The organism is Pseudomonas sp. RC10 (genome assembly GCF_038397775.1).
Taxonomy (GTDB): Bacteria; Pseudomonadota; Gammaproteobacteria; order Pseudomonadales; family Pseudomonadaceae; genus Aquipseudomonas; species Aquipseudomonas bambusae.
Map to the genome: position 1 here is coordinate 5584480 of NZ_CP151650.1, position 21305 is coordinate 5605784.

23 protein-coding genes are annotated in these 21305 nt (G+C 59.6%); 2 read left to right on the top strand and 21 right to left on the bottom strand.

Going from position 1 to position 21305, the window contains the following annotated elements:
- Window positions 1-2: 2 nt before the first annotated feature.
- Window positions 3-845 carry a peptidoglycan DD-metalloendopeptidase family protein gene (locus AAEO81_RS25220; RefSeq protein WP_341959685.1) on the top strand — a complete coding sequence of 281 codons (843 nt, stop codon included), beginning with the start codon at window positions 3-5 and terminating at the stop codon, window positions 843-845.
- 427 nt (window positions 846-1272) lie between these two features.
- A complete protein-coding gene (gene leuA, locus AAEO81_RS25225; RefSeq protein ID WP_166593643.1) occupies window positions 1273-2958 on the top strand; it encodes a 2-isopropylmalate synthase in 1686 nt (561 codons plus the stop codon).
- A 188-nt stretch (window positions 2959-3146) separates the two neighbouring features.
- On the opposite strand, the gene AAEO81_RS25230 is transcribed toward leuA, so the two are convergent.
- The 21 genes from AAEO81_RS25230 to iscR all read right to left on the bottom strand — a co-directional run bounded on the left by AAEO81_RS25230 (window position 3147) and on the right by iscR (window position 21156).
- Entirely contained in the window at window positions 3147-3551 is a 405-nt protein-coding gene (locus AAEO81_RS25230; protein WP_166593644.1) for a hypothetical protein, read from the bottom strand.
- A 119-nt stretch (window positions 3552-3670) separates the two neighbouring features.
- Window positions 3671-4108 (bottom strand): hypothetical protein, encoded by a 438-nt coding sequence (locus AAEO81_RS25235; protein ID WP_341959687.1) that lies wholly within the window; start codon window positions 4106-4108, stop codon window positions 3671-3673.
- 58 nt (window positions 4109-4166) lie between these two features.
- On the bottom strand, window positions 4167-4958 hold the full coding sequence (locus AAEO81_RS25240) for an amidohydrolase (protein WP_341959689.1): 792 nt from the start codon (window positions 4956-4958) through the stop codon (window positions 4167-4169).
- The gene (locus AAEO81_RS25245) at window positions 4946-6094 is read right to left on the bottom strand and encodes a pyridoxal phosphate-dependent aminotransferase (protein WP_341959690.1); all 1149 of its coding nucleotides are present in this window, start codon (window positions 6092-6094) and stop codon (window positions 4946-4948) included. Before AAEO81_RS25245 ends, AAEO81_RS25240 begins: the two co-directional genes overlap by 13 nt.
- Window positions 6095-6212: 118 nt before the next feature.
- Entirely contained in the window at window positions 6213-7682 is a 1470-nt protein-coding gene (gene der, locus AAEO81_RS25250; protein WP_166593648.1) for a ribosome biogenesis GTPase Der, read from the bottom strand.
- Between the two features lie 151 nt (window positions 7683-7833).
- Window positions 7834-8985: an outer membrane protein assembly factor BamB gene (gene bamB / locus AAEO81_RS25255; protein WP_166593649.1), complete on the bottom strand. Its 1152-nt coding sequence runs from the start codon at window positions 8983-8985 to the stop codon at window positions 7834-7836.
- The gene (locus AAEO81_RS25260) at window positions 8978-9619 is read right to left on the bottom strand and encodes a YfgM family protein (RefSeq protein WP_166593650.1); all 642 of its coding nucleotides are present in this window, start codon (window positions 9617-9619) and stop codon (window positions 8978-8980) included. The genes bamB and AAEO81_RS25260 overlap by 8 nt, the downstream gene beginning before the upstream one ends.
- A gap of 36 nt (window positions 9620-9655) precedes the next feature.
- The gene (gene hisS / locus AAEO81_RS25265) at window positions 9656-10945 is read right to left on the bottom strand and encodes a histidine--tRNA ligase (protein WP_341959692.1); all 1290 of its coding nucleotides are present in this window, start codon (window positions 10943-10945) and stop codon (window positions 9656-9658) included.
- Between the two features lie 22 nt (window positions 10946-10967).
- Window positions 10968-12077, bottom strand: a complete 1110-nt coding sequence (gene ispG / locus AAEO81_RS25270; protein WP_341959694.1) for a flavodoxin-dependent (E)-4-hydroxy-3-methylbut-2-enyl-diphosphate synthase — start codon at window positions 12075-12077, stop codon at window positions 10968-10970.
- A 3-nt stretch (window positions 12078-12080) separates the two neighbouring features.
- A complete protein-coding gene (locus AAEO81_RS25275; RefSeq protein ID WP_341959696.1) occupies window positions 12081-13100 on the bottom strand; it encodes a RodZ family helix-turn-helix domain-containing protein in 1020 nt (339 codons plus the stop codon).
- Window positions 13100-13858: a type IV pilus biogenesis/stability protein PilW gene (pilW, locus tag AAEO81_RS25280; protein ID WP_341959698.1), complete on the bottom strand. Its 759-nt coding sequence runs from the start codon at window positions 13856-13858 to the stop codon at window positions 13100-13102. Before pilW ends, AAEO81_RS25275 begins: the two co-directional genes overlap by 1 nt.
- Before the next feature lie 26 nt (window positions 13859-13884).
- Window positions 13885-15033: a 23S rRNA (adenine(2503)-C(2))-methyltransferase RlmN gene (rlmN, locus tag AAEO81_RS25285; RefSeq protein ID WP_341959699.1), complete on the bottom strand. Its 1149-nt coding sequence runs from the start codon at window positions 15031-15033 to the stop codon at window positions 13885-13887.
- 27 nt (window positions 15034-15060) lie between these two features.
- Window positions 15061-15486 (bottom strand): nucleoside-diphosphate kinase, encoded by a 426-nt coding sequence (gene ndk, locus AAEO81_RS25290; RefSeq protein ID WP_081565735.1) that lies wholly within the window; start codon window positions 15484-15486, stop codon window positions 15061-15063.
- A 90-nt stretch (window positions 15487-15576) separates the two neighbouring features.
- Window positions 15577-15777 carry a Fe-S cluster assembly protein IscX gene (gene iscX / locus AAEO81_RS25295; protein WP_166593656.1) on the bottom strand — a complete coding sequence of 67 codons (201 nt, stop codon included), beginning with the start codon at window positions 15775-15777 and terminating at the stop codon, window positions 15577-15579.
- Between the two features lie 17 nt (window positions 15778-15794).
- On the bottom strand, window positions 15795-16136 hold the full coding sequence (fdx, locus tag AAEO81_RS25300; protein WP_341959701.1) for an ISC system 2Fe-2S type ferredoxin: 342 nt from the start codon (window positions 16134-16136) through the stop codon (window positions 15795-15797).
- 3 nt (window positions 16137-16139) lie between these two features.
- Window positions 16140-18002, bottom strand: coding sequence for a Fe-S protein assembly chaperone HscA (gene hscA / locus AAEO81_RS25305; protein ID WP_341959702.1), 1863 nt, complete (start codon window positions 18000-18002; stop codon window positions 16140-16142).
- Window positions 18003-18048: 46 nt separating this feature from the next.
- On the bottom strand, window positions 18049-18567 hold the full coding sequence (hscB, locus tag AAEO81_RS25310; RefSeq protein ID WP_166593659.1) for a co-chaperone HscB: 519 nt from the start codon (window positions 18565-18567) through the stop codon (window positions 18049-18051).
- Window positions 18568-18575: 8 nt separating this feature from the next.
- Window positions 18576-18899 carry an iron-sulfur cluster assembly protein IscA gene (iscA, locus tag AAEO81_RS25315; RefSeq protein ID WP_065990022.1) on the bottom strand — a complete coding sequence of 108 codons (324 nt, stop codon included), beginning with the start codon at window positions 18897-18899 and terminating at the stop codon, window positions 18576-18578.
- 35 nt (window positions 18900-18934) lie between these two features.
- Window positions 18935-19321, bottom strand: a complete 387-nt coding sequence (gene iscU, locus AAEO81_RS25320; RefSeq protein WP_062383507.1) for a Fe-S cluster assembly scaffold IscU — start codon at window positions 19319-19321, stop codon at window positions 18935-18937.
- An 84-nt stretch (window positions 19322-19405) separates the two neighbouring features.
- The gene (locus AAEO81_RS25325) at window positions 19406-20620 is read right to left on the bottom strand and encodes an IscS subfamily cysteine desulfurase (protein ID WP_341959706.1); all 1215 of its coding nucleotides are present in this window, start codon (window positions 20618-20620) and stop codon (window positions 19406-19408) included.
- Between the two features lie 44 nt (window positions 20621-20664).
- Window positions 20665-21156: a Fe-S cluster assembly transcriptional regulator IscR gene (gene iscR, locus AAEO81_RS25330; protein ID WP_166593661.1), complete on the bottom strand. Its 492-nt coding sequence runs from the start codon at window positions 21154-21156 to the stop codon at window positions 20665-20667.
- Window positions 21157-21305: the final 149 nt, after the last annotated feature.

Sequence of the window (21305 nt, forward strand, 5' to 3'; positions counted from 1 at the left end):
CGATGCTGCCTTTTATCTCCCGCTCTCTGGCAGGCGCCGCGTTTGCCCTGTGTCTCGCCCTTCCCGCCCACGCTGACAGCTACCTCTCGCGCCTGCTGAACAAACCGGTGCCAGGCGGCGTTGCGGTGGTGGACCTCGGCCCTGCGGCTCAGGCGCCCAAGGCCACGTGGCAAGGCAAACCGGTGCTGGTGGTCAAAGATTCCGATGCGCGCTGGCAGGCCATCGTCGGCATTCCGCTGACCGTCAAACCTGGCACGTCACAACAGGTGAGCAGCGGTGGTCGCACGCTGGCGTTCACCGTCGGCAGCAAGAAATACCCGGAACAACACATCACCCTGAAGAATCAGCGGCAGGTCAATCCGAACCCGGATGACCTGAAACGCATCGAGCAGGAACTGGACGTGCAGGTCCGCGCCTATCGCACGTTCAGCCCGGTGACGCCGAGCAATCTGCTGCTGGATAAGCCCGTCGATGGCCCGCTGTCGAGCAAGTTCGGCGTACGTCGTTTCTTCAACGGTGAGGAACGCAACCCTCACGCAGGCCTGGATTTCGCGGTACCTGCGGGCACCCCGATCAAGTCGCCTGCAGCAGGTAAGGTCATTCTGATCGGCAATTACTTCTTCAACGGCAACACAGTGTTCGTCGATCACGGCCAAGGCTTCATCAGCATGTTCTGCCACATGTCGAAGATTGACGTGAAAGTGGGCGACGCCGTACCCCGTGGCGGCGTGGTGGGTCGCGTCGGCTCGACCGGGCGTGCCACCGGGCCGCATATGCACTGGAACGTGAGCCTGAACGATGCGCGGGTCGATCCGGCGATTTTCATTAACGCGTTCCAGCCCTAGACGCGGCTTTCAGCTGTAGGAGTGAGCTTGCTCGCGATACCAACGTTGCCGCAGCGGCTCGGTGCCTGACACCACGCTATCGCGAGCAAGCTCACTCCTACAGTCGACCCCGGTTGCACGACCTGAAACGGGCCAGCAATAAAATCCTGAAAGCACGTAGCAATCCGTCAAAAAATCGCTGCATACCGCTACTTTTGAAATTCCCTCTCAATTTTTTCCAACTGCTTGCCAGCTTTCACCTCATTGGTTACGGTTGGACACATGAAAACCTCTCAAACCCTCATTCTGTTGCGTCAACATCGCTGCCTCAGCCTCGTCAGTGCACGACTGCCAGGCTGAAATCGCGGTGCCTCGACCCTTCATCTGCGTTTCTTGTTAATCGGCTGGCCGCCTTCTTTCGGCCTTGAGTCCACAAAGGATTATTCTCATGACCATGCTCAAAGATCCCTCGAAGAAGTACCGCGCGTTTCCTGTCATCGACCTGCCCGATCGCACCTGGCCTTCCAAGACCATTACCGAAGTGCCGATCTGGTGCAGCTCTGACTTGCGCGACGGTAACCAATCGCTGATCGAGCCAATGGATTCGGTCAAAAAGCTGCGCTTCTGGAAAACCCTCGTTCAGGTGGGCGTGAAAGAAATTGAAGCTTCGTTCCCAGCGGCTTCGCAAACCGACTTCGACTTCGTGCGCACCCTGATCGAGGACGGCCACATTCCGGACGACACCACCATTCAAGTGCTGACACAGGGCCGTGAAGACCTGATCGCTCGGACTTTCGAATCCCTGCGCGGCGCGAAGAAAGCCATCGTCCACCTGTACAACGCGACCTCGCCGTCCTTCCGCCGCATCGTGTTCAATCAGGACAAGGACGGCATCAAGGCCATCGCGGTCAACGCCGCCAAGCTGTTCGTCAAATACGCTGCTCAGCAGCCGGAAACCCAGTGGCAGTTCGAATACTCGCCGGAAACCTTCAGCGCCACCGAACTGGATTTCGCCAAGGAAGTCTGTGACGCCGTGATCGAAGTGTGGAACGCCACGCCGCAGAACAAGGTGATCCTCAACCTGCCGGCCACTGTCGAAGTCGCCACGCCGAATATCTACGCCGACCAGATCGAGTGGTTCTGCCGCAACATCACCCGCCGCGACAGCGTGATCATCAGCCTGCACACCCACAACGACCGTGGCACTGGCGTGGCCGCTACCGAACTGGGCCTGATGGCCGGTGCTGACCGTGTCGAAGGCTGCCTGTTCGGCAACGGCGAGCGCACTGGCAACGTCGATCTGGTGACCGTTGCCCTCAACATGTACACCCAGGGTCTGAACCCGCAACTGGACTTCTCCGACATCGACGGCGTTCGTAAGGTGGTCGAAGAGTGCAACCAGATCCCGGTTCACCCTCGTCACCCGTACGTCGGCGACCTCGTGCACACCGCGTTCTCCGGTTCGCACCAAGACGCGATTCGCAAGGGCTTCACTCAGCAGAAAGAAGACGCGCTGTGGGAAGTGCCATACCTGCCGATCGACCCGGCGGACATCGGCCGCAGCTACGAAGCGGTCATTCGGGTGAACAGCCAGTCCGGCAAAGGCGGCATCACTTACCTGCTGGAACAGGAATACGGCATCTCGCTGCCACGTCGCATGCAGATCGAGTTCAGCCAAGTGGTTCAGGGCGAGACCGACCGTCTGGGCCTGGAGATGACCGCGCAGCAGATCTACTCGCTGTTCAAGACTGAATACCTGCAAGCCAACAAGCCCTACGCGCTGGTCAGCCATCGTCTCCAGGAAGAAAACGGTCACAGCGCCGTTGAAGTCGAAGTCACGGGCAAAGGTGACGGCGAAAGCAACCTGCACTGGAAGGGCCGCGGTAACGGCGCGCTGGAGGCACTGGTGGCCGGTCTGCCGGTCAAGGCGGAGATCATGGACTACAACGAACACGCCATTGGCGCGGGCACCACGGCCAAGGCGGCTGCCTACATCGAACTGCGCGTGAACGGCGAGCGTGCGGTCCACGGCGTGGGTATCGATGAAAACATCACCACCGCCAGCTTCAAGGCCCTGTTCAGCGCACTGAACCGTGCACTGATTCAGGCTGAGGTCGCGGCACAGGCTGCTTGATGCCCGAGGATCGGTGAAGACAGACCTGTAGGCGCGAATTCATTCGCGATGCGAGGGCGCCAGGCGATGCATCTGTGTCGCCCGTTACATCTTTCGCGAATACATTCGCTCCGACAGATGATGTGTTTGAACCATAAAAAGGCCCTGAAGCTCACGCTCCAGGGCCTTTTTTATGGGTGCCGTGTGGGTCAGGCCTTGGTGCTGACGGAGCCTTTCATCAATTCCAGCAATGACGCCTGAAGAGCGGTGAGTTGCGCCATGGTCCCGGCGATCTGCTGTTGGATAGCCATGACTTGCGCGGCTTTCTCCTGCTCGGGAGCCTTGCTGTTCAACGCGGCGGCGAGCTGTTGCTGCTGTTGCTCAAGCACTTTTTGCGTCTCTTTGATCTGATCTTGAAGTTGCTTGATCATCTGCTCGCGTGGCGACTGGGGCGCCTCCGCTTCTCCCGCTTTCTTACCGGGCTCGGTGTACGCCGTGCCGCGCAGGTTCACGCTGGCGGTCACCACATCGCTCTTGGTGGCCTGATCGTTTTTGAGCGCGACCGTAAAAGGATTGGCGTAAGGACTCAACGTGCTTGTATTGATCGTCGTCATGATGAACTCCTGTTCTGTGCACTTTGTATCGGCCAAGGTACAAAGAACTGAAGCCCATTCTTTACGCACACGAAAACGCCCCGTGACCTTCGTCACGGAGCGCTTTTACGGGGGAGATGTCAGGCGGTGGTGTTGATGCTGCCAGACTTTTGCAACTGGGCCAGCGCGGCCTGTTGGGTCGCCAGCGTAGAAGTGGTCGTGGAAATCTGGCCCTGGATCGCCATCGCGCGCTGGGCTTTCTCTTCATCGGAGCCGCTGCTGGCGTTGGCCGCTGCCAATTGCTGCTCTTGCTGCTGCAACTGCTTTTGGGTTTCCTTGATCTGCTCTTCGAGGTTCTCGATGGCCTGCTCGCTCTCGCTGGAGGAACTGGAGCTGCCGCCCGCCGCCCCTGCGCCACCCGCAGCACCGGCGCCGCCTGCCTGCGCGGTGGTAGAGCCCGCCGCAACGGTAGTGGTGGAGGCGTCGCTGTCAGTAGAGGTCGTCGAGGTGTCTTTCTTGACGGCAACCGAGAAACTGCTGGTGTAGGACGCGAGTGAAGAAGTGCTGATGGTGGTCATACCGATCTCCTGTTTGGGTACAACGCTATCGACCGCCCCCCCCTCCAACTCTATGACGTTAGTGTATCTCGAATGTATCGGCGTCGAGATATGCCGGGAATTTCTCGCGATAGGCATCCAGGCTTTCAGCGGACAGGCTGACATGAAAAACCCCGTCGGCCCCACCAATATTCAGCAGGCTTTCACCCTGGAAATCCAGCACCTGACTGTCGCCGGTGTAGGCGAAGCTTTTGCCGTCGATGCCCACACGGTTCACCGCTGCTACGTAGCACAGGTTCTCGATGGCCCGAGCCGGCAACAGGCGATTCCAGTGCTGGCGCCGGGCGCCAGGCCAGTTGGCGGTGTACAGCAACAGGTCGGTGTCTTGAGCACCCCGGCTCCACACTGGAAACCGGAGGTCGTAGCAGATCAGCGGTCGAATTCGCCAGCCCTTGAGTTCGAACTGCACCTGACGTTCGCCTGGGCTGTAGTGCTCGTGCTCGCCCGCCATGCGAAACAGGTGGCGTTTGTCGTAGTGCAACAGCTCGCCGTCCGGACGGGCCCACAGCAAGCGATTGCGATGGCTGCCGTCTTCCGCCCGAATGATGACGCTGCCGGTCACGACCGCATTGAGGCGCTTGGCCTGATCGAGCAACCAGCGCGACGTGATGCCGTTTTCAGGCTCAGCCAATGCTTCGGACTCCATCGAAAATCCGGTGGTGAACATTTCCGGCAGGATCACCAGATCGGCACCCTGGGCTTGGGACAGCAGCTCCTCGAAGTGCGCGTGATTCGCCTGACAGTCGTGCCAGACGAGGGTGGTCTGCACCAACGCCAGACTGAGATTTGGCAATGAACTCAAATCGCGCATAGTTTTTCCGCTGCCAGACGCAGCGTCTCCTCTCGCTTGGGAAAGCACAGGCGAATCAGGCGCTGGCCTTCGGGCGGATTCTGATAGAACACGGACGGGGGAATGCTCGCCACGCCATGCTCGCGGGTCATCCACAGCGACATGTCCACGTCGTTCAGATCAGGACGAATCTGTGAGTAATCGACCAGTTGGAAATACGTCCCGGCGGCGCGGGTGAAGGTAAAACGCGAGCCTTCGAGGCGGTCGCAAAAAAAGTCACGTTTAGCCTGGTAGAACGCTGGCAGCTCCTCGACGTGCTCTGGACAGGCCGCCATGAAATCGGCCAACGCCCACTGCAACGGGGTCACGCCACAGAAGCCGACGAATTGGTGAACCTTACGCATCTCGGCGGTCAGCGCAGGCGGTGCGATGAGATAGCCGGTTTTCCAGCCGGTCACGTGGTAGGTCTTGCCAAACGAACTGACCACGAATGCTCGCGCATACAGCTCATCGTGAGCCAAGACGCTGGCGTGTTTCACGCCGTCGAACACCAAGTGCTCGTACACCTCGTCGCTGACCAGATAGATATCACGATCACGAATGAGCGCCGCCAACTGGTCGAGTTCGGCGCGGGTGACCAACGCACCGCTCGGGTTGTGCGGGGTATTGATGATGATCATGCGGGTCTTCGGACTCAACGCGGCAGTGAGCTGCTCCCAATCGATGGAGAAGTCACCCGCCTTGAGTTGCACGTGCACGCAACGGCCACCGGCCAGCTCCACCGAAGGCTCGTAGCTGTCGTAACTGGGGTCGAACACGATGACTTCGTCGCCAGCCCGAACCACGGTCTGAATGGCACAAAAGATGGCATGGGTCGCGCCGGGGGTGATGGTCACCTCGGTGTCGACGTTGACGTCACGGCCGTATGCACGCGCGATCTTGGCAGCCACTTGCTGACGTAGCGCGGGCAGGCCCGCCATCGGTGCGTACTGGTTGAAGCCGTCCATGGTGCGGCGACAAAGGGCTTCGCGCAGTGCGTCAGGCCCGTCGAAGTCGGGAAAACCCTGGGAAAGATTGATCGCGCCGGTATCGGCTGCAAGCTGGGACATCACGGTAAAAATGGTGGTGCCAACGTTCGGCAATTTGCTGGTGATCATCGGGTTTTCCTGCTCCACACCCGGCTCCAGAACGGCACGGGGACCCGCAGAATAGCCCATCCTTGACGCATAAAAAAAGGCGCCATTGGCGCCTTTTCGAAGAAAGTCCGTTACCGAATCAACGCTTGTCCTTGCGCTTCTTCTCGGCTTTCTTGTGGTGCGACATCAAGCGACGCTTCTTGTTGACCTGGCGGTCGGTCAGCGTGTTCTTGTTGCCTTCGTACGGGTTATCGCCACCCTTGAACTCGATGCGGATCGGCGTACCGACAAGCTTGAGGACGCGGCGGTAGGTGTTCTCCAGATAGCGCACGTAGGACTTCGGTACGCGCTCAACCTGGTTCCCGTGGATCACGATGATCGGCGGGTTCGCGCCACCCAGGTGAGCATAACGCAGCTTGATCCGACGGCTGTTGACCATTGGCGGCTGGTGCTCGGTGACCGCGTCTTCGAGGATCTGGGTCAGGCGGCTGGTCGGCCAGCGGGTGACCGCCGACTTGAACGAGTTCTGCACCGATTGGTACAGGTTGCCGACGCCCGTGCCATGCAGCGCGGAAATGAAGTGGATGTCCGCGAAGTCGACGAAGAACAACCGGCGCTCCAGCTCGGTCTTCACGTAGTCGCGCTCGCTCGGCACCATGCCATCCCACTTGTTCAGTGCGATGACCAGTGCGCGACCAGCTTCCAGCGCGAAGCCCAGCAGGTTCAGGTCGTGATCGACCACGCCTTCGCGGGCGTCCATGACGAAGATCACCACGTTGGCGTCTTTGATCGCCTGCAGGGTTTTCACCACCGAGAATTTTTCGACTTCTTCGTGGATCTTGCCGCGCTTGCGCACGCCGGCGGTGTCGATCAGCGTGTACTTCTCGTCGTTGCGTTCGAACGGGATATAGATACTGTCGCGGGTGGTGCCGGGCTGGTCGTAGACGATCACGCGGTCTTCACCGAGCATGCGGTTGACCAGCGTCGATTTACCAACGTTCGGACGACCGATGATCGCGATCTTGATGCCGTCCTTCTCGCTAGGACCCGGAATGCGCTTGGCTTCCTCGCCTTCGGCGACGTCTTCCTCTTCGCCCTCTTCCACTTCATCAGCGTCTTTGGGGAATTCGCGCAGGGCGATGTCCAGCATCTGCGTGATGCCGCGACCGTGGGCGCCAGCGATCGGGATCGCGTCGCCCATGCCCAGTGGCGCGAACTCGGCACGTGCCATGTCAGGGTCGATGTTATCGACCTTGTTGGCGATCACGTACGAGGTCTTGTTGCGCTTGCGCAAGTGCTCGCCAATCATTTGGTCGGCAGCGGTGAAGCCGGCCTTGGCGTCCACCAGGAACAGCACGACATCGGCTTCTTCGATGGCCAGCAGCGACTGCTCGGCCATCTTTTCGTCCATGCCGTGTTCATCACCGGAAATACCGCCGGTGTCGATCACAATGTAGGTGCGCCCTTGCCACTTGGCCTCGCCGTACTGGCGATCACGGGTCAGACCGGACAAGTCGCCGACGATGGCGTCGCGACTACGGGTCAGGCGGTTGAACAAGGTGGACTTGCCGACGTTCGGTCGACCCACCAGGGCGATTACGGGAACCATGCGGCTCTCCACTTCGTTATTTCAGAAAATACAAAAGCCGCTGCAAGGCAGCGGCCGGAGTTCGGAGCGGCATTCAACACGCCGCAAGCCCCGTCAACGCGGGGCCGCCAGAGGAAAGCCGCCGAGCGGCCTCCTCTAGCATAGACAGCCACTACTTGATCGTCAGGGCTTCCAGCTTGCCGCTGTTGCCAAAGACGTAAATAGTGTTGCCGGAGACCAGCGGACGCGCACGCAGGCCGTCGCTGTCGATCTTTTCACGCCCGACGAAGTGACCGTCGACCTGGCTGAGCAGATGCAGATAACCTTCGAAGTCACCGACCGCCACGTAGCTGGAAAACACTTCCGGAGAGCCCAGTTGACGACGGGCCAGCGAGTCGTTGCTCCACAGCGCCGTGGAAGAACGCTCATCGACGCCTTCAACGGTGCCGTTGGCCAGCGAAACGTAGACGCTGCCGAAGCCTTGTGCCACGCCGGAGTAGCTCGAGGCATCACGCTGCCACAGCACGCGGCCGCTTTGCAGCTCCAGACCGGCTACACGACCTTGGTAGGTCGCCACGTACAAGGTGCTGCCGGACAACAGCAGGCCGCCGTCGATATCGACCACGCGATCCAGCTCCGAGCGACCTTGGGGAATCGCAACGCGCTGCTCCCAGACCGGTACACCGTTGGTGGTGTCGAGGGCTACGACCTTGCCGGTCGAAAGGCCAGCGACGGCCAACTGGCTGGTCACGATCGGGGCGCCGGTGCCACGCAGCGTCAACACCGCAGGACTGCTTTCGTAAATCCAGCGCTGGTTACCGGTGGCGGCATCGTAACCGATCACTTTGTCGTCCTGAGTCTGGGCGACAACCACATCACCATTGGTGGCCGGAGCGGACAGCACTTCGCTGGTCGCCTTGGCTTTCCACTTCTGCTCGCCGGTGGATTCGTCGAGGACGATCACTTCGCCACGCAGGGTACCGACCATGACCAGACCGGAACCTACGCCGACCGCGCCGGAAACAGGTTGCTCCAGCTCTTTCTTCCAGACCACGTCGCCGTTGCTGCGGTTGATCGCCATGATCAGACCTTTAGCGTCGGCAGCGTAGATGTTGTCGCCGTCGATGGCTGGGACGAGCATGTTGTAGATATCGCCCTGGCCGTCACCGACCGAGCGGCTCCACAACTTCTGCAGGATCACTTCTTCCTTGAAGCTGGTGAGCTCGGCCGGAGGCAATTCCTTTTTGCTGTTGCTGCTGCAACCCGCGGCCAGAACGGCCAGAGCCAGCAATGCTGCATGTTTCCAACGAATCACGTCACGCATCCCCTTTCGCCAGATCGTCGAGCTTCATTTGCAGGCCGCCCACTGCCGATTGCTCGGACAGCGCAGCCTTGGCTTTCTTGTATGCAGCGTACGCATCATCAGTACGACCCAACTGAACCAGCAGGTCGCCACGCAGTTCTTCACGGCTGGCTTCGAAAGACTTGTCGACCTGACCGTCAAGCAGCTTCAACGCATCTTCCGCCTTGTTCTGGGCCGCAAGCACGCGAGCCAGACGTTGACGGGCGATTTCGCCCAAGGTCGGGTTGACCGGTTTGTCGTTGACCGCTTTCAGTTCACTGACCGCATCGTCCAGCTTGCCAGTGTCGACCGCGACCTTGGCCACGAACAGGCTGCCGTACTGAGCGTAGGCCGTGCCACCGAAATCGCTTTTCAGCTTGCCAGCGATGGCCGCCACTTGACCCGCATCCGCCTGGCCACTTGGCGTCAGGGCCGTTTCCAGCAATTGCTGGTACAACGCCGAAGCACCTTGTGCCTGGTTGTTCTGATAGCGATGCCAGGCCTGCCAGCCCAACACCACGATCACCGCGAGCAGACCGCCGGTGACCAAAGGCTTGCCGTTACGCTGCCACCAGTCCTTTACCGCCGCCAGCTGTTCATCATCGGTACTCGACACGCCACTACTCCTATCCAATCCGGCTATTTATTCGCTTCAGCCCTGCACGATGCAGGTGGCCAGGTGCTCGGAAAGAGCATCCCATGCAACAGTTTGTTGTTCGCCTTGACCGCGCAGCGGCTTGACGCCCACTTCCTTGCGGGCCAGTTCTTCGTCTCCCAGGATCAGCGCAAACAATGCGCTGCTCTTGTCAGCCTTCTTGAACTGGCTCTTGAAGCTGCCTGCTCCAGCGTTGACCTGCAGACGCAGGTTCGGCGCCTGATCGCGCAGGCGCTCGGACAAGGCCAGTGCCGCCAGTTCAGCCGCTTCACCGAACGCGCAGACGTAGACGTCAACGGTACGGGAGATTTCTTCCGGGATTTTGTCCAGGGTTTCCAGCAGCAGGACCAGGCGCTCGATCCCCATGGCGAAACCGACGCCCGTGGTGGGCTTGCCGCCCATTTGCTCGACCAGACCGTCGTAACGGCCACCCGCGCAGACGGTGCCCTGAGCCCCGAGCTGATCGGTGACCCATTCGAAAACGGTCTTGCTGTAGTAATCCAGACCACGGACCAGCTTCGGGTTGATCACGTAAGGAATGCCAACAGCATCCAGACGCGCTTTCAGGCCTTCGAAGTGAATCCGCGACTCTTCATCCAGATAATCCGCCAGCTTCGGTGCATCCACCAGAACAGCCTGGGTCTCAGGGTTCTTGGTGTCCAGCACGCGCAGCGGGTTGGTTTTCAGACGGCGTTGGCTGTCTTCGTCCAGTTGGTCGTGACGCGCCGACAGGTACTCGACCAGCGCCTCGCGGTAACGCCCACGGGCTTCGCTGGTGCCTAGACTGTTGAGTTCAAGCTTCACCGCACTGCGAATGCCCAACAATTCCCACAGACGCCACGTCAGCACGATCAGCTCGGCATCGATGTCCGGACCGTCGAGGTTGAACACTTCCAGACCGATCTGGTGGAACTGGCGATAACGGCCTTTTTGTGGACGTTCGTGGCGGAACATCGGGCCGATGTACCAGAGCTTCTGCACTTGGCCACCGCCGGTGATCCCGTGCTCAAGTACCGCGCGCACGCAGGCCGCTGTGCCTTCAGGGCGCAGGGTCAGCGAATCGCCGTTGCGGTCTTCGAAGGTGTACATCTCTTTTTCGACGATGTCGGTGACTTCGCCAATGGAGCGTTTGAACAGATCGGTGAACTCGACGATCGGCATGCGGATCTGGCGATAACCGTAGTTATCCAGCAAACGCGATACGGTGCCTTCGAAGTAGCGCCACAGCGGGGTCTGGTCCGGCAGGATGTCGTTCATGCCACGAATGGCTTGCAGAGACTTACTCACAAAAATTCCTTGGAAAACTGGGTTAGCCGCGAACGATCAGCGCTGCGTCGGCCTCGACCTTTTCGGCCGCTTTCTGACGGATCAGGCGTTCAAGCTCGTCCACCAGATTGTCATTGGTCAGCTTTTGCGATGGCTTGCCATCGATGTAGATCAGGTTCGGCGTGCCGCCCGTCAGGCCGACATGAGCCTCCTTGGCTTCGCCCGGACCGTTAACCACACAACCGATCACCGCCACATCCAGCGGGACCAGCAGGTCTTCAAGTCGCCCTTCCAGTTCGTTCATGGTCTTGACCACATCGAAATTCTGCCGCGAGCAGCTCGGGCAGGCGATGAAGTTGATGCCACGGGAACGCAGGTGCAGCGACTTGAGGATGTCGTAGCCGACTTTCACTTCTTCAACAGGATCGGCGGCCAGCGAGATACGGATGGTATCGCCAATTCCTTCGGCCAGCAGCATACCTAGGCCGACGGCCGATTTCACTGTGCCTGAACGCAAACCACCCGCTTCGGTGATCCCGAGGTGCAGCGGCTGGATGATTTGCTTGGCCAGCAGGCGATAGGCTTCGACGGCCATGAACACGTCCGACGCCTTGACGCTGACCTTGAAGTCCTGGAAATCCAGGCGATCGAGGTGTTCAACGTGGCGCAAGGCCGACTCCACCAGGGCAGCCGGGGTCGGTTCGCCATACTTTTTCTGCAGATCTTTTTCCAACGAACCGGCGTTCACGCCAATACGGATTGGAATGCCCCGGTCGCGTGCTGCATCGACCACCGCGCGTACCCGGTCTTCGCGCCCGATGTTGCCCGGGTTGATGCGCAGGCAATCGACGCCCAGCTCAGCCACGCGCAGCGCAATCTTGTAGTCGAAATGGATGTCGGCCACCAGCGGCACTTTGACCAGCTGTTTGATACGTCCGAACGCTTCGGCGGCGTCCATGTCGGGGACGGACACACGAACGATGTCCACGCCCGCCGCTTCCAGACGATTGATCTGGGCAACGGTTGCGGCGACATCGTTGGTGTCGCTGTTGGTCATGCTCTGTACCGCGATCGGCGCATCACCGCCGACCGGCACGGAGCCGACCCAGATTTTACGAGATTCGCGACGTTTGATCGGAGATTCGCCGTGCATGACTTATTGCCCCAGCTTCATGCGAGCCGTCTGGCCCGATGTGAAAGGTGTGACGTCCACCGGCTGGCCGTTGTAGCTGACCTGTGCGGCACGGGCCACGCCCAGACGGACCGACAAAGGCGGCTTGCCGCTGACGCTGACATTGTCGCCCGAATGCTTGAGGCCGGTGCTGAGCACCTTGCCGTTGGCGTCGGTGATCTGAAACCAGCAATCGGCGGTGAACTGCAACTGTACCTGTCCGAAACCAGCCGGGGTCGGCGCTGTATCGGCAGGATTAGGAGCTGGCGCAGGGACAGCCGCTGTGGCGGGTGCGGAGGTTGCACCTGGCATCGGAACCGTGTGCGCAGGCACAGCAGGCGTCGCAGCAGTGCCGTGAGCTGGAGCGACCGGTGCAGTAGTCACCGGCGCAGGCGTAGTCGGCGCAGCAGCGGTATTCGGTGCGGTGGAGGAAGAATCGGTGTTGTTCAGTGGCAGTGGCGCCGTGTTGTTCTGCCCTTCTGCGACTGCCTGATCTTCTGGCTCGTCCAGCGGGTGAATCTGGGTGGTGCCGTCGGCGCTTTCGACTTCGACGTGCTCCATGCCGAGGCTGGTCGGTTCCTTGCCACGCAAAGTCGCCTGATCCTGCCACCACACGAAACCGCCACCAATCAACGCAACCAGTAATAACAGGCTGACGATACGCAGAATATTGTGGGACAGACGCACAGGCTCTTCGATACGGCCCAAGGCGTGAACGTTGCTGCCCTGTCCGTCGGTGCCGGTGTATTGATCGAACTGAGCGACCAGCGCGGTCTGGTCCAGGCCCATCAATTTCGCGTAGGCACGGATGTAGCCCCGAGCAAACGTGTGGCCCGGAAGCTTCTCAAAATCGCCCGACTCCACATAACCCAAGGAAGTCGCGGTGAGGTTCAACCTCAAAGCCACATCTGGCAGCGACCAGTTTTTACTCTCGCGAGCCTGGCGCAAGGTTTCACCAGGATTCGTACGAGTGGCTGCTACAACTTCGGGATGCGCCGCTTTCATCATTGCTCCGACAGGTATTGCTGATATTCCGGCGTGCCGGGATAGAGTCTTTTTAGTTGCAGGCCATAACTGGCTGCCTTGTTGCGATCGTCATAGATCTTCGCCAGGCGCGTACCCAGCAACAGGCTACGTGCATTCTGCTCGCTCAGTTGGCTGAAACGGTCATAGTAATCACGCGCCGGCACATAATGCCTGTCTTCGTAAGACAACTCAGCCATTTCCAGCAACGCACGTGGCTGTTGGGCGTCGAGCCTGAGGGCCTTGGTGAACTCGTCGAGCGCCTGATCCCGATTGCCCAGCATCACGGAGGTCATGCCGAGGTTCTCGAAGACCCGGGCACGCTCGGCATAGAGATTGTCGTCCGCAGCCTGCTGGAAGCGCTCGTAAGCGGCTTTGTAGCGTTTTTGCTGGTAGAGAAAGCTGCCGTAATTATTGAGGATGCGAGCATCCTTGGGGCGAGAGGACAACGCTTTCTTGTAATACTGATCTGCAAGCTCAGGCTCGGCCTCGGCCTGAAACACCAGCCCCAGCGCAGCATTGGCATCGGGGTCGGAGCTGTCCAGCTCCAGTGCTTTTTTCAATGGCGCCTTCGCACGCTCCATCTGCCCCTGCTGCAGATAGCCGATCCCCAACTGCACATAAGCCTGACGAGCATCTTCACGTCCCTTGCCGGTACTCATCGGATCGACGTTGCCGGTGGAAACACAGCCAGCCAGCAGCGTGACAAAACACAGCAGCAGCGCAGCGGGCAGGGACATAGAGATCCTCTCAGTCAATTTCGCAGTCAGGTGCGAGCCGCAGCGACCTGAGCCCCTTCGGTCTCGGCACTGAGCTCGCGCACAGCAATGTAGCGTTCGCTGCGGCGAGTGCGGTCCATTACCTGCCCGACCAGTTGGCCACAGGCAGCATCGATGTCCTCACCGCGCGTGGTGCGCACAGTGACGTTGAATCCAGCGTGGTGCAGCAGATCCTGAAAACGACGGATCGCGTTGTTGCTCGGACGCTCATAACCAGAATGCGGGAACGGGTTGAATGGAATCAGGTTGATCTTGCACGGCGTGTCCTTGAGCAGCTCGATCATCTCCACGGCATGCTCAGGCTTGTCGTTGACGTCCTTGAGCAGGGTGTATTCGATGGTCAGGACGCGCTTCTCACCCAATGCCGACATGTAGTTGCGGCAGGATTCGAGCAGCATTTTCAACGGGTATTTCTTGTTGATCGGCACCAACTGGTTGCGCAGCGCGTCGTTCGGCGCGTGCAGCGAAAGCGCCAGCGACACGTCAATGTGCTGTGCCAGCACGTCGATCATCGGTACCACGCCAGAGGTGGACAGCGTCACCCGACGTTTGGAGATGCCATAGCCGAAGTCGTCCATCATCAGACGCATGGCGGCAATGACATTGTCGAAGTTCAGCAATGGCTCGCCCATGCCCATCATCACCACGTTGGTGATGGCACGGTCGACGGTCGCCGGGACACTGCCGAAAGATTTGTTGGCAATCCACACCTGACCGATGACTTCGGCGGCGGTGAGGTTGCTGTTGAAGCCTTGCTTGCCGGTGGAGCAGAAACTGCAATCCAGCGCGCAGCCCGCTTGGGAAGAGACACACAAGGTGCCGCGTTTGCCCTGCGGGATGTAAACAGTCTCGACGCAGCTGCCGGACGCCACGCGCACGACCCACTTACGGGTGCCGTCGGTGGAGATGTCCTCGCTGACGACTTCGGGACCCCGAATTTCGGCACGACGCTCAAGCTTTTCGCGCAGCGCCTTGCCGACGTTCGTCATGGCTTCGAAATTATCGACGCCATAGTGGTGAATCCACTTCATGACCTGACCGGCACGGAAGCGTTTCTCCCCGATGGACTCGAAGAATTTTTCCATTTCCTGCAGGGTCAGACCCAACAGGTTGATTTTGCCAGTCGTATCAGTCATGGATTCACCCTCACTCGCAGCAGCAGCTTAGCGAGTGGTTACCTCCGTAGCAGCGAAGAAGTAAGCGATTTCGCGAGCAGCAGCAGCTTCGGAGTCCGAACCGTGAACGGCGTTGGCGTCGATGGACTCGGCGAAGTCAGCGCGAATGGTGCCGGCAGCAGCTTCTTTTGGGTTGGTAGCGCCCATCAGCTCACGGTTTGCCAGGATGGCGTTTTCGCCTTCCAGCACCTGAACAACAACCGGACCGGAAGTCATGAAAGCAACCAGGTCGCCGAAGAAACCACGGGCGCTGTGCTCAGCGTAGAAACCTTCTGCTTCGGCCTTGGACAGTTGCTTCAGTTTCGAAGCGACGACGCGCAGACCGGCTTTTTCGAAGCGGGTGGTGATCTCGCCGATTACGTTTTTAGCAACAGCATCAGGCTTGATGATCGAGAAAGTACGTTGAACAGCCATGGTGTAACTCCAGAAACGGTGATTATTGCGAAAAATTAAACCCGCGAATTATACGCGGGTTCTGGTGTATTGCCTAACGTGCAGAGATGATCAGTCTATTTCATCGGCCCAAAGGGTCTGGACCGCTTCCAGTACCTTCTCGCCAACCCGACCCGACGTGTCATCGAAATCAGGCAATTGCTGGATCATCTGTTGCAGTTTTACGAAGCCTACCGAATAAGGATCGAGCCCCGGATGGGCCTCGGCCAGCTCTTCAGCAATGCGTTGTACGTCATTCCAACCGTAGCTCATGACAATCCCTCAGTCAGTCAGTGCGGCGCTTCGGCGGCATGGTTAAGCGAATATTTCGGAATCTCGACGGTCAGGTCTTCGTTGCCGACCTTGGCCTGACATGCCAGGCGGGAAGTCGCTTCCAGGCCCCACGCACGATCAAGATAGTCTTCTTCCAGCTCGTCGGCCTCTTCCAGCGAATTGAAACCCTCGCGGATGATGCAATGGCACGTGGTGCACGCGCACACACCGCCGCACGCGCTTTCCATCTCGATATGGTGCTCATGAGCCAGTTCGAGGATGGATGTGCCTGGCGCGGCCTCGACCACCAACCCGTCCGGGCAAAACTCCTTGTGGGGGAGAAAAATCACCTGCGGCATCAATTATTCCTCAATCTCATTCAGGTTGCGTCCTGACAGGGCGGCTTTCACCGTCGAGTCCAGGCGGCGGGCGGCGAACGCATCGGTCACCTGCGACAGACGCTTGGTCTGCTGCTCGATGGCCGCACCGTCGGTGCCCTTGATCAATTCGCGGAGTTCGTCGACCTGCATCTCGATGACCATGCGCTCCTCTGCGTCGAGCAAACGCTCACCGTCAGCCTGCAACGCGCCTTCGACGGCCTCGACCAGGCGTTGGGCATCGACCTGCTGCTCGCGCAGCACACGCGCGACTTTGTCGTCACCGGCGTACTGGAACGAATCCTTGAGCATGCGGGTGATTTCACCGTCGGTCAGGCCATAGGAAGGCTTGACCTGAATGCTCGATTCCACGCCCGACGCCAGCTCGCGAGCGGAAACGCTCAGCAGACCATCGGCATCGACCTGGAAGGTGACACGAATTTTCGCCGCGCCCGCGACCATCGCGGGAATGCCGCGAAGATCGAAACGCGCCAGCGAACGACAGTCGCTGATCAGTTCACGCTCACCTTGCAAGACGTGAATCATCATGGCCGACTGGCCGTCTTTATAGGTGGTGAACTCTTGGGCGCGAGCCACCGGAATCGTGGTGTTGCGCGGGATCACCTTCTCCATCAACCCGCCCATGGTCTCAAGACCAAGGGACAGCGGGATCACGTCAAGCAACAACAGTTCGCCGCCGTCACGCTTGTTGCCCGCCAGTGTATCGGCCTGAATCGCCGCGCCGATGGCAACCACTTGATCCGGGTCGATTTCAGTCAACGGCTGACGACCGAACAGCTCGGCGACCGCTTCGCGCACACGCGGCACGCGAGTGGAACCGCCAACCATGACCACCGCTTCCACTTCGTCCAGCTCGATGCCGCAATCGCGTACGGCACGACGGCAGGCTTTGAGGCTGCGGGCAATCATCGGCTCGACAAGGGCGTCGAACGCGGCGCGGGTCAGCACGCCAGTCCAGGCGCCGTGAACGACGTCCACGGAATCGGTATCGGTGAGGGCTTCTTTGGCTGCGCAAGCCGTCTGCATCAGACGGCGCTGGGCCGAAGGGTCGAGGTCGTCGGACAGACCGGCCTCGGCAATGATCCAGCTGGCAATCGCATGGTCGAAATCGTCGCCCCCCAGGGCGCTGTCGCCGCCGGTAGCCATGACCTCGAAAACGCCGCCGGTCAGGCGCAGAATCGAGATATCGAAGGTGCCACCGCCGAGGTCGTAAATGGCGACAACGCCTTCGGCGTTTTGGTCCAGGCCGTAAGCCACTGCCGCCGCCGTGGGCTCATTGAGCAGGCGCAACACGGTCAGGCCCGCCAGCTTGGCGGCGTCTTTGGTGGCTTGCCGCTGTGCGTCATCGAAATACGCAGGCACGGTGATCACCGCGCCCACCAGCTCGCCACCCAATGTCGCTTCCGCGCGCTGACGCAGCACCTTGAGGATGTCAGCGGAGACTTCAACCGGGCTTTTCGCGCCCTGAACGGTCTCGATGAATGGCATGTGCGACTCGCCGCCGATGAAGCGGTAAGGCAGCTGCTCACCCAAATGCTTCACGTCGGAGATGCCGCGCCCCATCAGACGCTTGACCGAGATAATGGTGTTCAGCGGGTCAGAGGCGGCGGCGTCCTTGGCGGACTGGCCGACTTCGACACGATCAGCGTGATAACGCACCGCCGACGGCAGGATGACCTGCCCGTTCTGATCGGGAAGAGGCTCACTGATGCCACTGCGCAGGGCAGCGACCAGCGAGTTGGTGGTGCCGAGATCGATCCCGACGGCCAGACGACGCTGATGAGGTTTTGGACTTTGGCCGGGTTCGGCGATCTGCAGTAGAGCCATTGCTTTTCTGATATCACTGGCGCGCCGCCCAAAAGGCGGCGCGGGGTTAATCGTCGAGGCGCTCTTCCAGCTGGCGCACTTCGTAGGAAAGCTTGTCGAGGAACTGCATGCGACGCATCAGGCGTTCGGCCTGTTCGCGCTGTGCAGCATCGTCCCAACAGGCTGCGAAGCTATCATTCAGTTCTTCCTGCGCCACCTTGAGCCGACGCTTGAAGGTCGCGACACCGTCCAGATCCGCCTCGTCTTGCAGGTCTTCTAGCTCTTCGCGCCATTGCATCTGCTGCATCAGGAACTCGGGGTCGTGAACCGTGACCTCCAGCGGCACCTCACCTTTGAGCGCCAACAGATAACGCGCCCGTTTAGGCGCGCTCTTCAGCGTCTGGTAGGCATCGTTCAAGCTCGCCGAGCGCTCCAGCGCAACGCGCTGCTCACGCTCGGAAGCGTCAGCGAAGCGGTCGGGGTGCACGCCACGGGCAAGCTCGCGATAACGCGTAGCCAACAGGTCAAGATCCAGACGGAAACCCGGCTGCAGATCGAATAGAGCGAAATGACAAGGAGTACCCACGATAAGCCTCAGACGTTGAAGCTTTCGCCGCAGCCACATTCACCGCGCGAGTTGGGGTTGTTGAACTTGAAGCCTTCGTTCAACCCTTCCTTGACGAAATCGAGTTCGGTGCCGTCGAGGTAAACCAGGCTCTTGGGATCGATGATCACCTTGACGCCGTGGTACTCGAAAACGGTGTCTTCGCTTTCCGGTTCGTCGACGAACTCAAGTACGTACGCCAGGCCGGAACAGCCTGTGGTGCGAACGCCCAGACGAATACCATCACCTTTGCCGCGCCCATCAAGGGAACGACGTACGTGATTGGCGGCCGCTTCGGTCATGCTGATAGCCATCGTGACTCCTTACGTGCAAGCGGGATGAAGACTGCTCAGAGCAGGCCTTTCTTCTGCTTGTAATCGCGAACGGCGGCCTTGATGGCGTCTTCGGCGAGTACGGAGCAGTGAATTTTCACCGGCGGCAGGGCCAGTTCTTCAGCCAGCTGAGTGTTCTTGATGGTCTCTGCTTCGTCCAGAGTTTTGCCTTTCATCCACTCGGTCGCCAGGGAGCTGGAGGCGATGGCCGAACCGCAGCCGTAGGTCTTGAACTTGGCGTCTTCGATGATGCCTTGCTCGTTGACCTTGATTTGCAGGCGCATGACGTCACCGCACGCCGGAGCGCCGACCATGCCAGTGCCGACATCAGGGTCTTCCGCGTTCATCTTGCCGACGTTGCGCGGGTTCTCGTAGTGGTCGATGACCTTTTCGCTGTAAGCCATGGTGCAATCCTCATCAGTTTGTCGCTCTGGCGACACTTCAAAAACCCGGTTTTCAAAGCGCCGCATTCATATGGCGACTTTAAATTAGTGTGCGGCCCACTCGATTTTCGAGATGTCGACGCCGTCTTTGAACATGTCCCACAGCGGCGACAGAGCGCGCAGCTTAGTGACGGCTTCACAGACTTTCTGCGCAGCCCAGTCGATCTCTTCTTCGGTGGTGAAGCGGCCGAAGGTGAAACGGATCGAACTGTGTGCCAGTTCGTCGTTGCGACCCAGGGCACGCAGAACGTAGGAAGGCTCCAGGGAAGCCGAGGTGCACGCAGAACCGGACGACACCGCCAGATCCTTGAGCGCCATGATCAGCGACTCGCCTTCGACGTAGTTGAAGCTCAGATTCAGGTTGTGCGGTACGCGGGCTGTCAGGCTGCCGTTGACGTACAGCTCTTCGAGATGCTCGACCTGCTTGTAGAAGCGGTCACTGAGCGCCTTGAGGCGAACGTTTTCAGCAGCCATCTCTTCTTTCGCGATACGGAATGCTTCGCCCATGCCGACGATCTGGTGAGTCGCCAGGGTGCCGGAACGCATGCCGCGCTCGTGACCGCCACCGTGCATGGTCGCTTCGATACGGACGCGAGGCTTGCGGCTGACGTACAGCGCGCCGATGCCTTTAGGACCGTAAGTCTTGTGCGCCGAGAAGGACATCATGTCGACTTTCAGCTTGGAAAGGTCGATCTCGACCTTGCCAGTGGACTGAGCAGCGTCAACATGAAACAGCACGCCGCGCGAACGGGTCAGTTCGCCAATCGCAGCGATGTCGTTGACGGTGCCGATTTCGTTGTTGACGTGCATGATCGAGACCAGAATGGTGTCGTCACGCAGCACGGCTTCGATCATGGACGGCGTGATCAGACCGTCTTCGGTCGGGTCCAGGTAGGTGACTTCGAAACCCTCACGCTCCAGTTGGCGCATGGTGTCGAGGACTGCCTTGTGTTCAATCTTGCTGGTGATCAGGTGCTTGCCTTTGGTCGCATAGAAATGCGCGGCGCCCTTGATGGCCAGGTTGTCGGACTCGGTGGCACCGGAGGTCCAGACGATTTCACGCGGGTCTGCATGAACCAGATCAGCGACCTGACGACGAGCGTTCTCAACCGCCTCCTCGGCTTTCCAGCCAAAGACGTGGGAGCGCGACGCCGGGTTACCGAAGTTGCCATCCACCAGCAGGCAATCGCTCATTTTCTGCGCAACACGCGGGTCGACCGGGGTCGTCGCGGAATAATCGAGGTAAATCGGCAATCTCATTGAATATCTCCTATCGGGCAGGCGCGCCGCGCGTTCATCTGCGTTCACTCAACGGCGGATGTTTCAATCTTGTCCAGAAACTGCGTCTTGGTATTGCAGCGACGCAGGTCCTGACGTTGGGCGACTTCCTGCACTTCACGGCGAGTGACGAGGTCGGCCAGGCTGATACCGCTTAGAAATTCATGAATCTGCTGGCTGAGGTCGCACCACAGATGGTGGGTGAGACAGGTATCGCCAGCATGGCAATCACCGAGCCCCTGACAGCGCGTCGCATCGACCGATTCGTTGACTGCATCGATCACTTGCGCCACCTGGATACCCTGCATGTCGCGGGACAACTGGTAGCCGCCACCTGGACCACGCACGCTGGACACCAGATTGCTGCGACGCAGCTTGGCGAACAGTTGTTCGAGGTAGGAAAGGGAAATCCCTTGCCGCTCGGAGATATCGGCCAGAGACACTGGCCCATGCTGCGCGTGCAACGCCAGATCAAGCATGGCAGTGACGGCGTATCGGCCCTTTGTAGTCAGTCGCATGACGTGTACCGCGGAGGTTCGGAATGAGGGCGAGTATGCTATTCCCGAGTATTTAAGTCAACTATAAGACCTAGCAAAGCAGTCGGGATTACCCGCAAAGAGCGGGCGGCATAATAGCAAGATCAGAGGTCAAATGGCATGTTCCAACG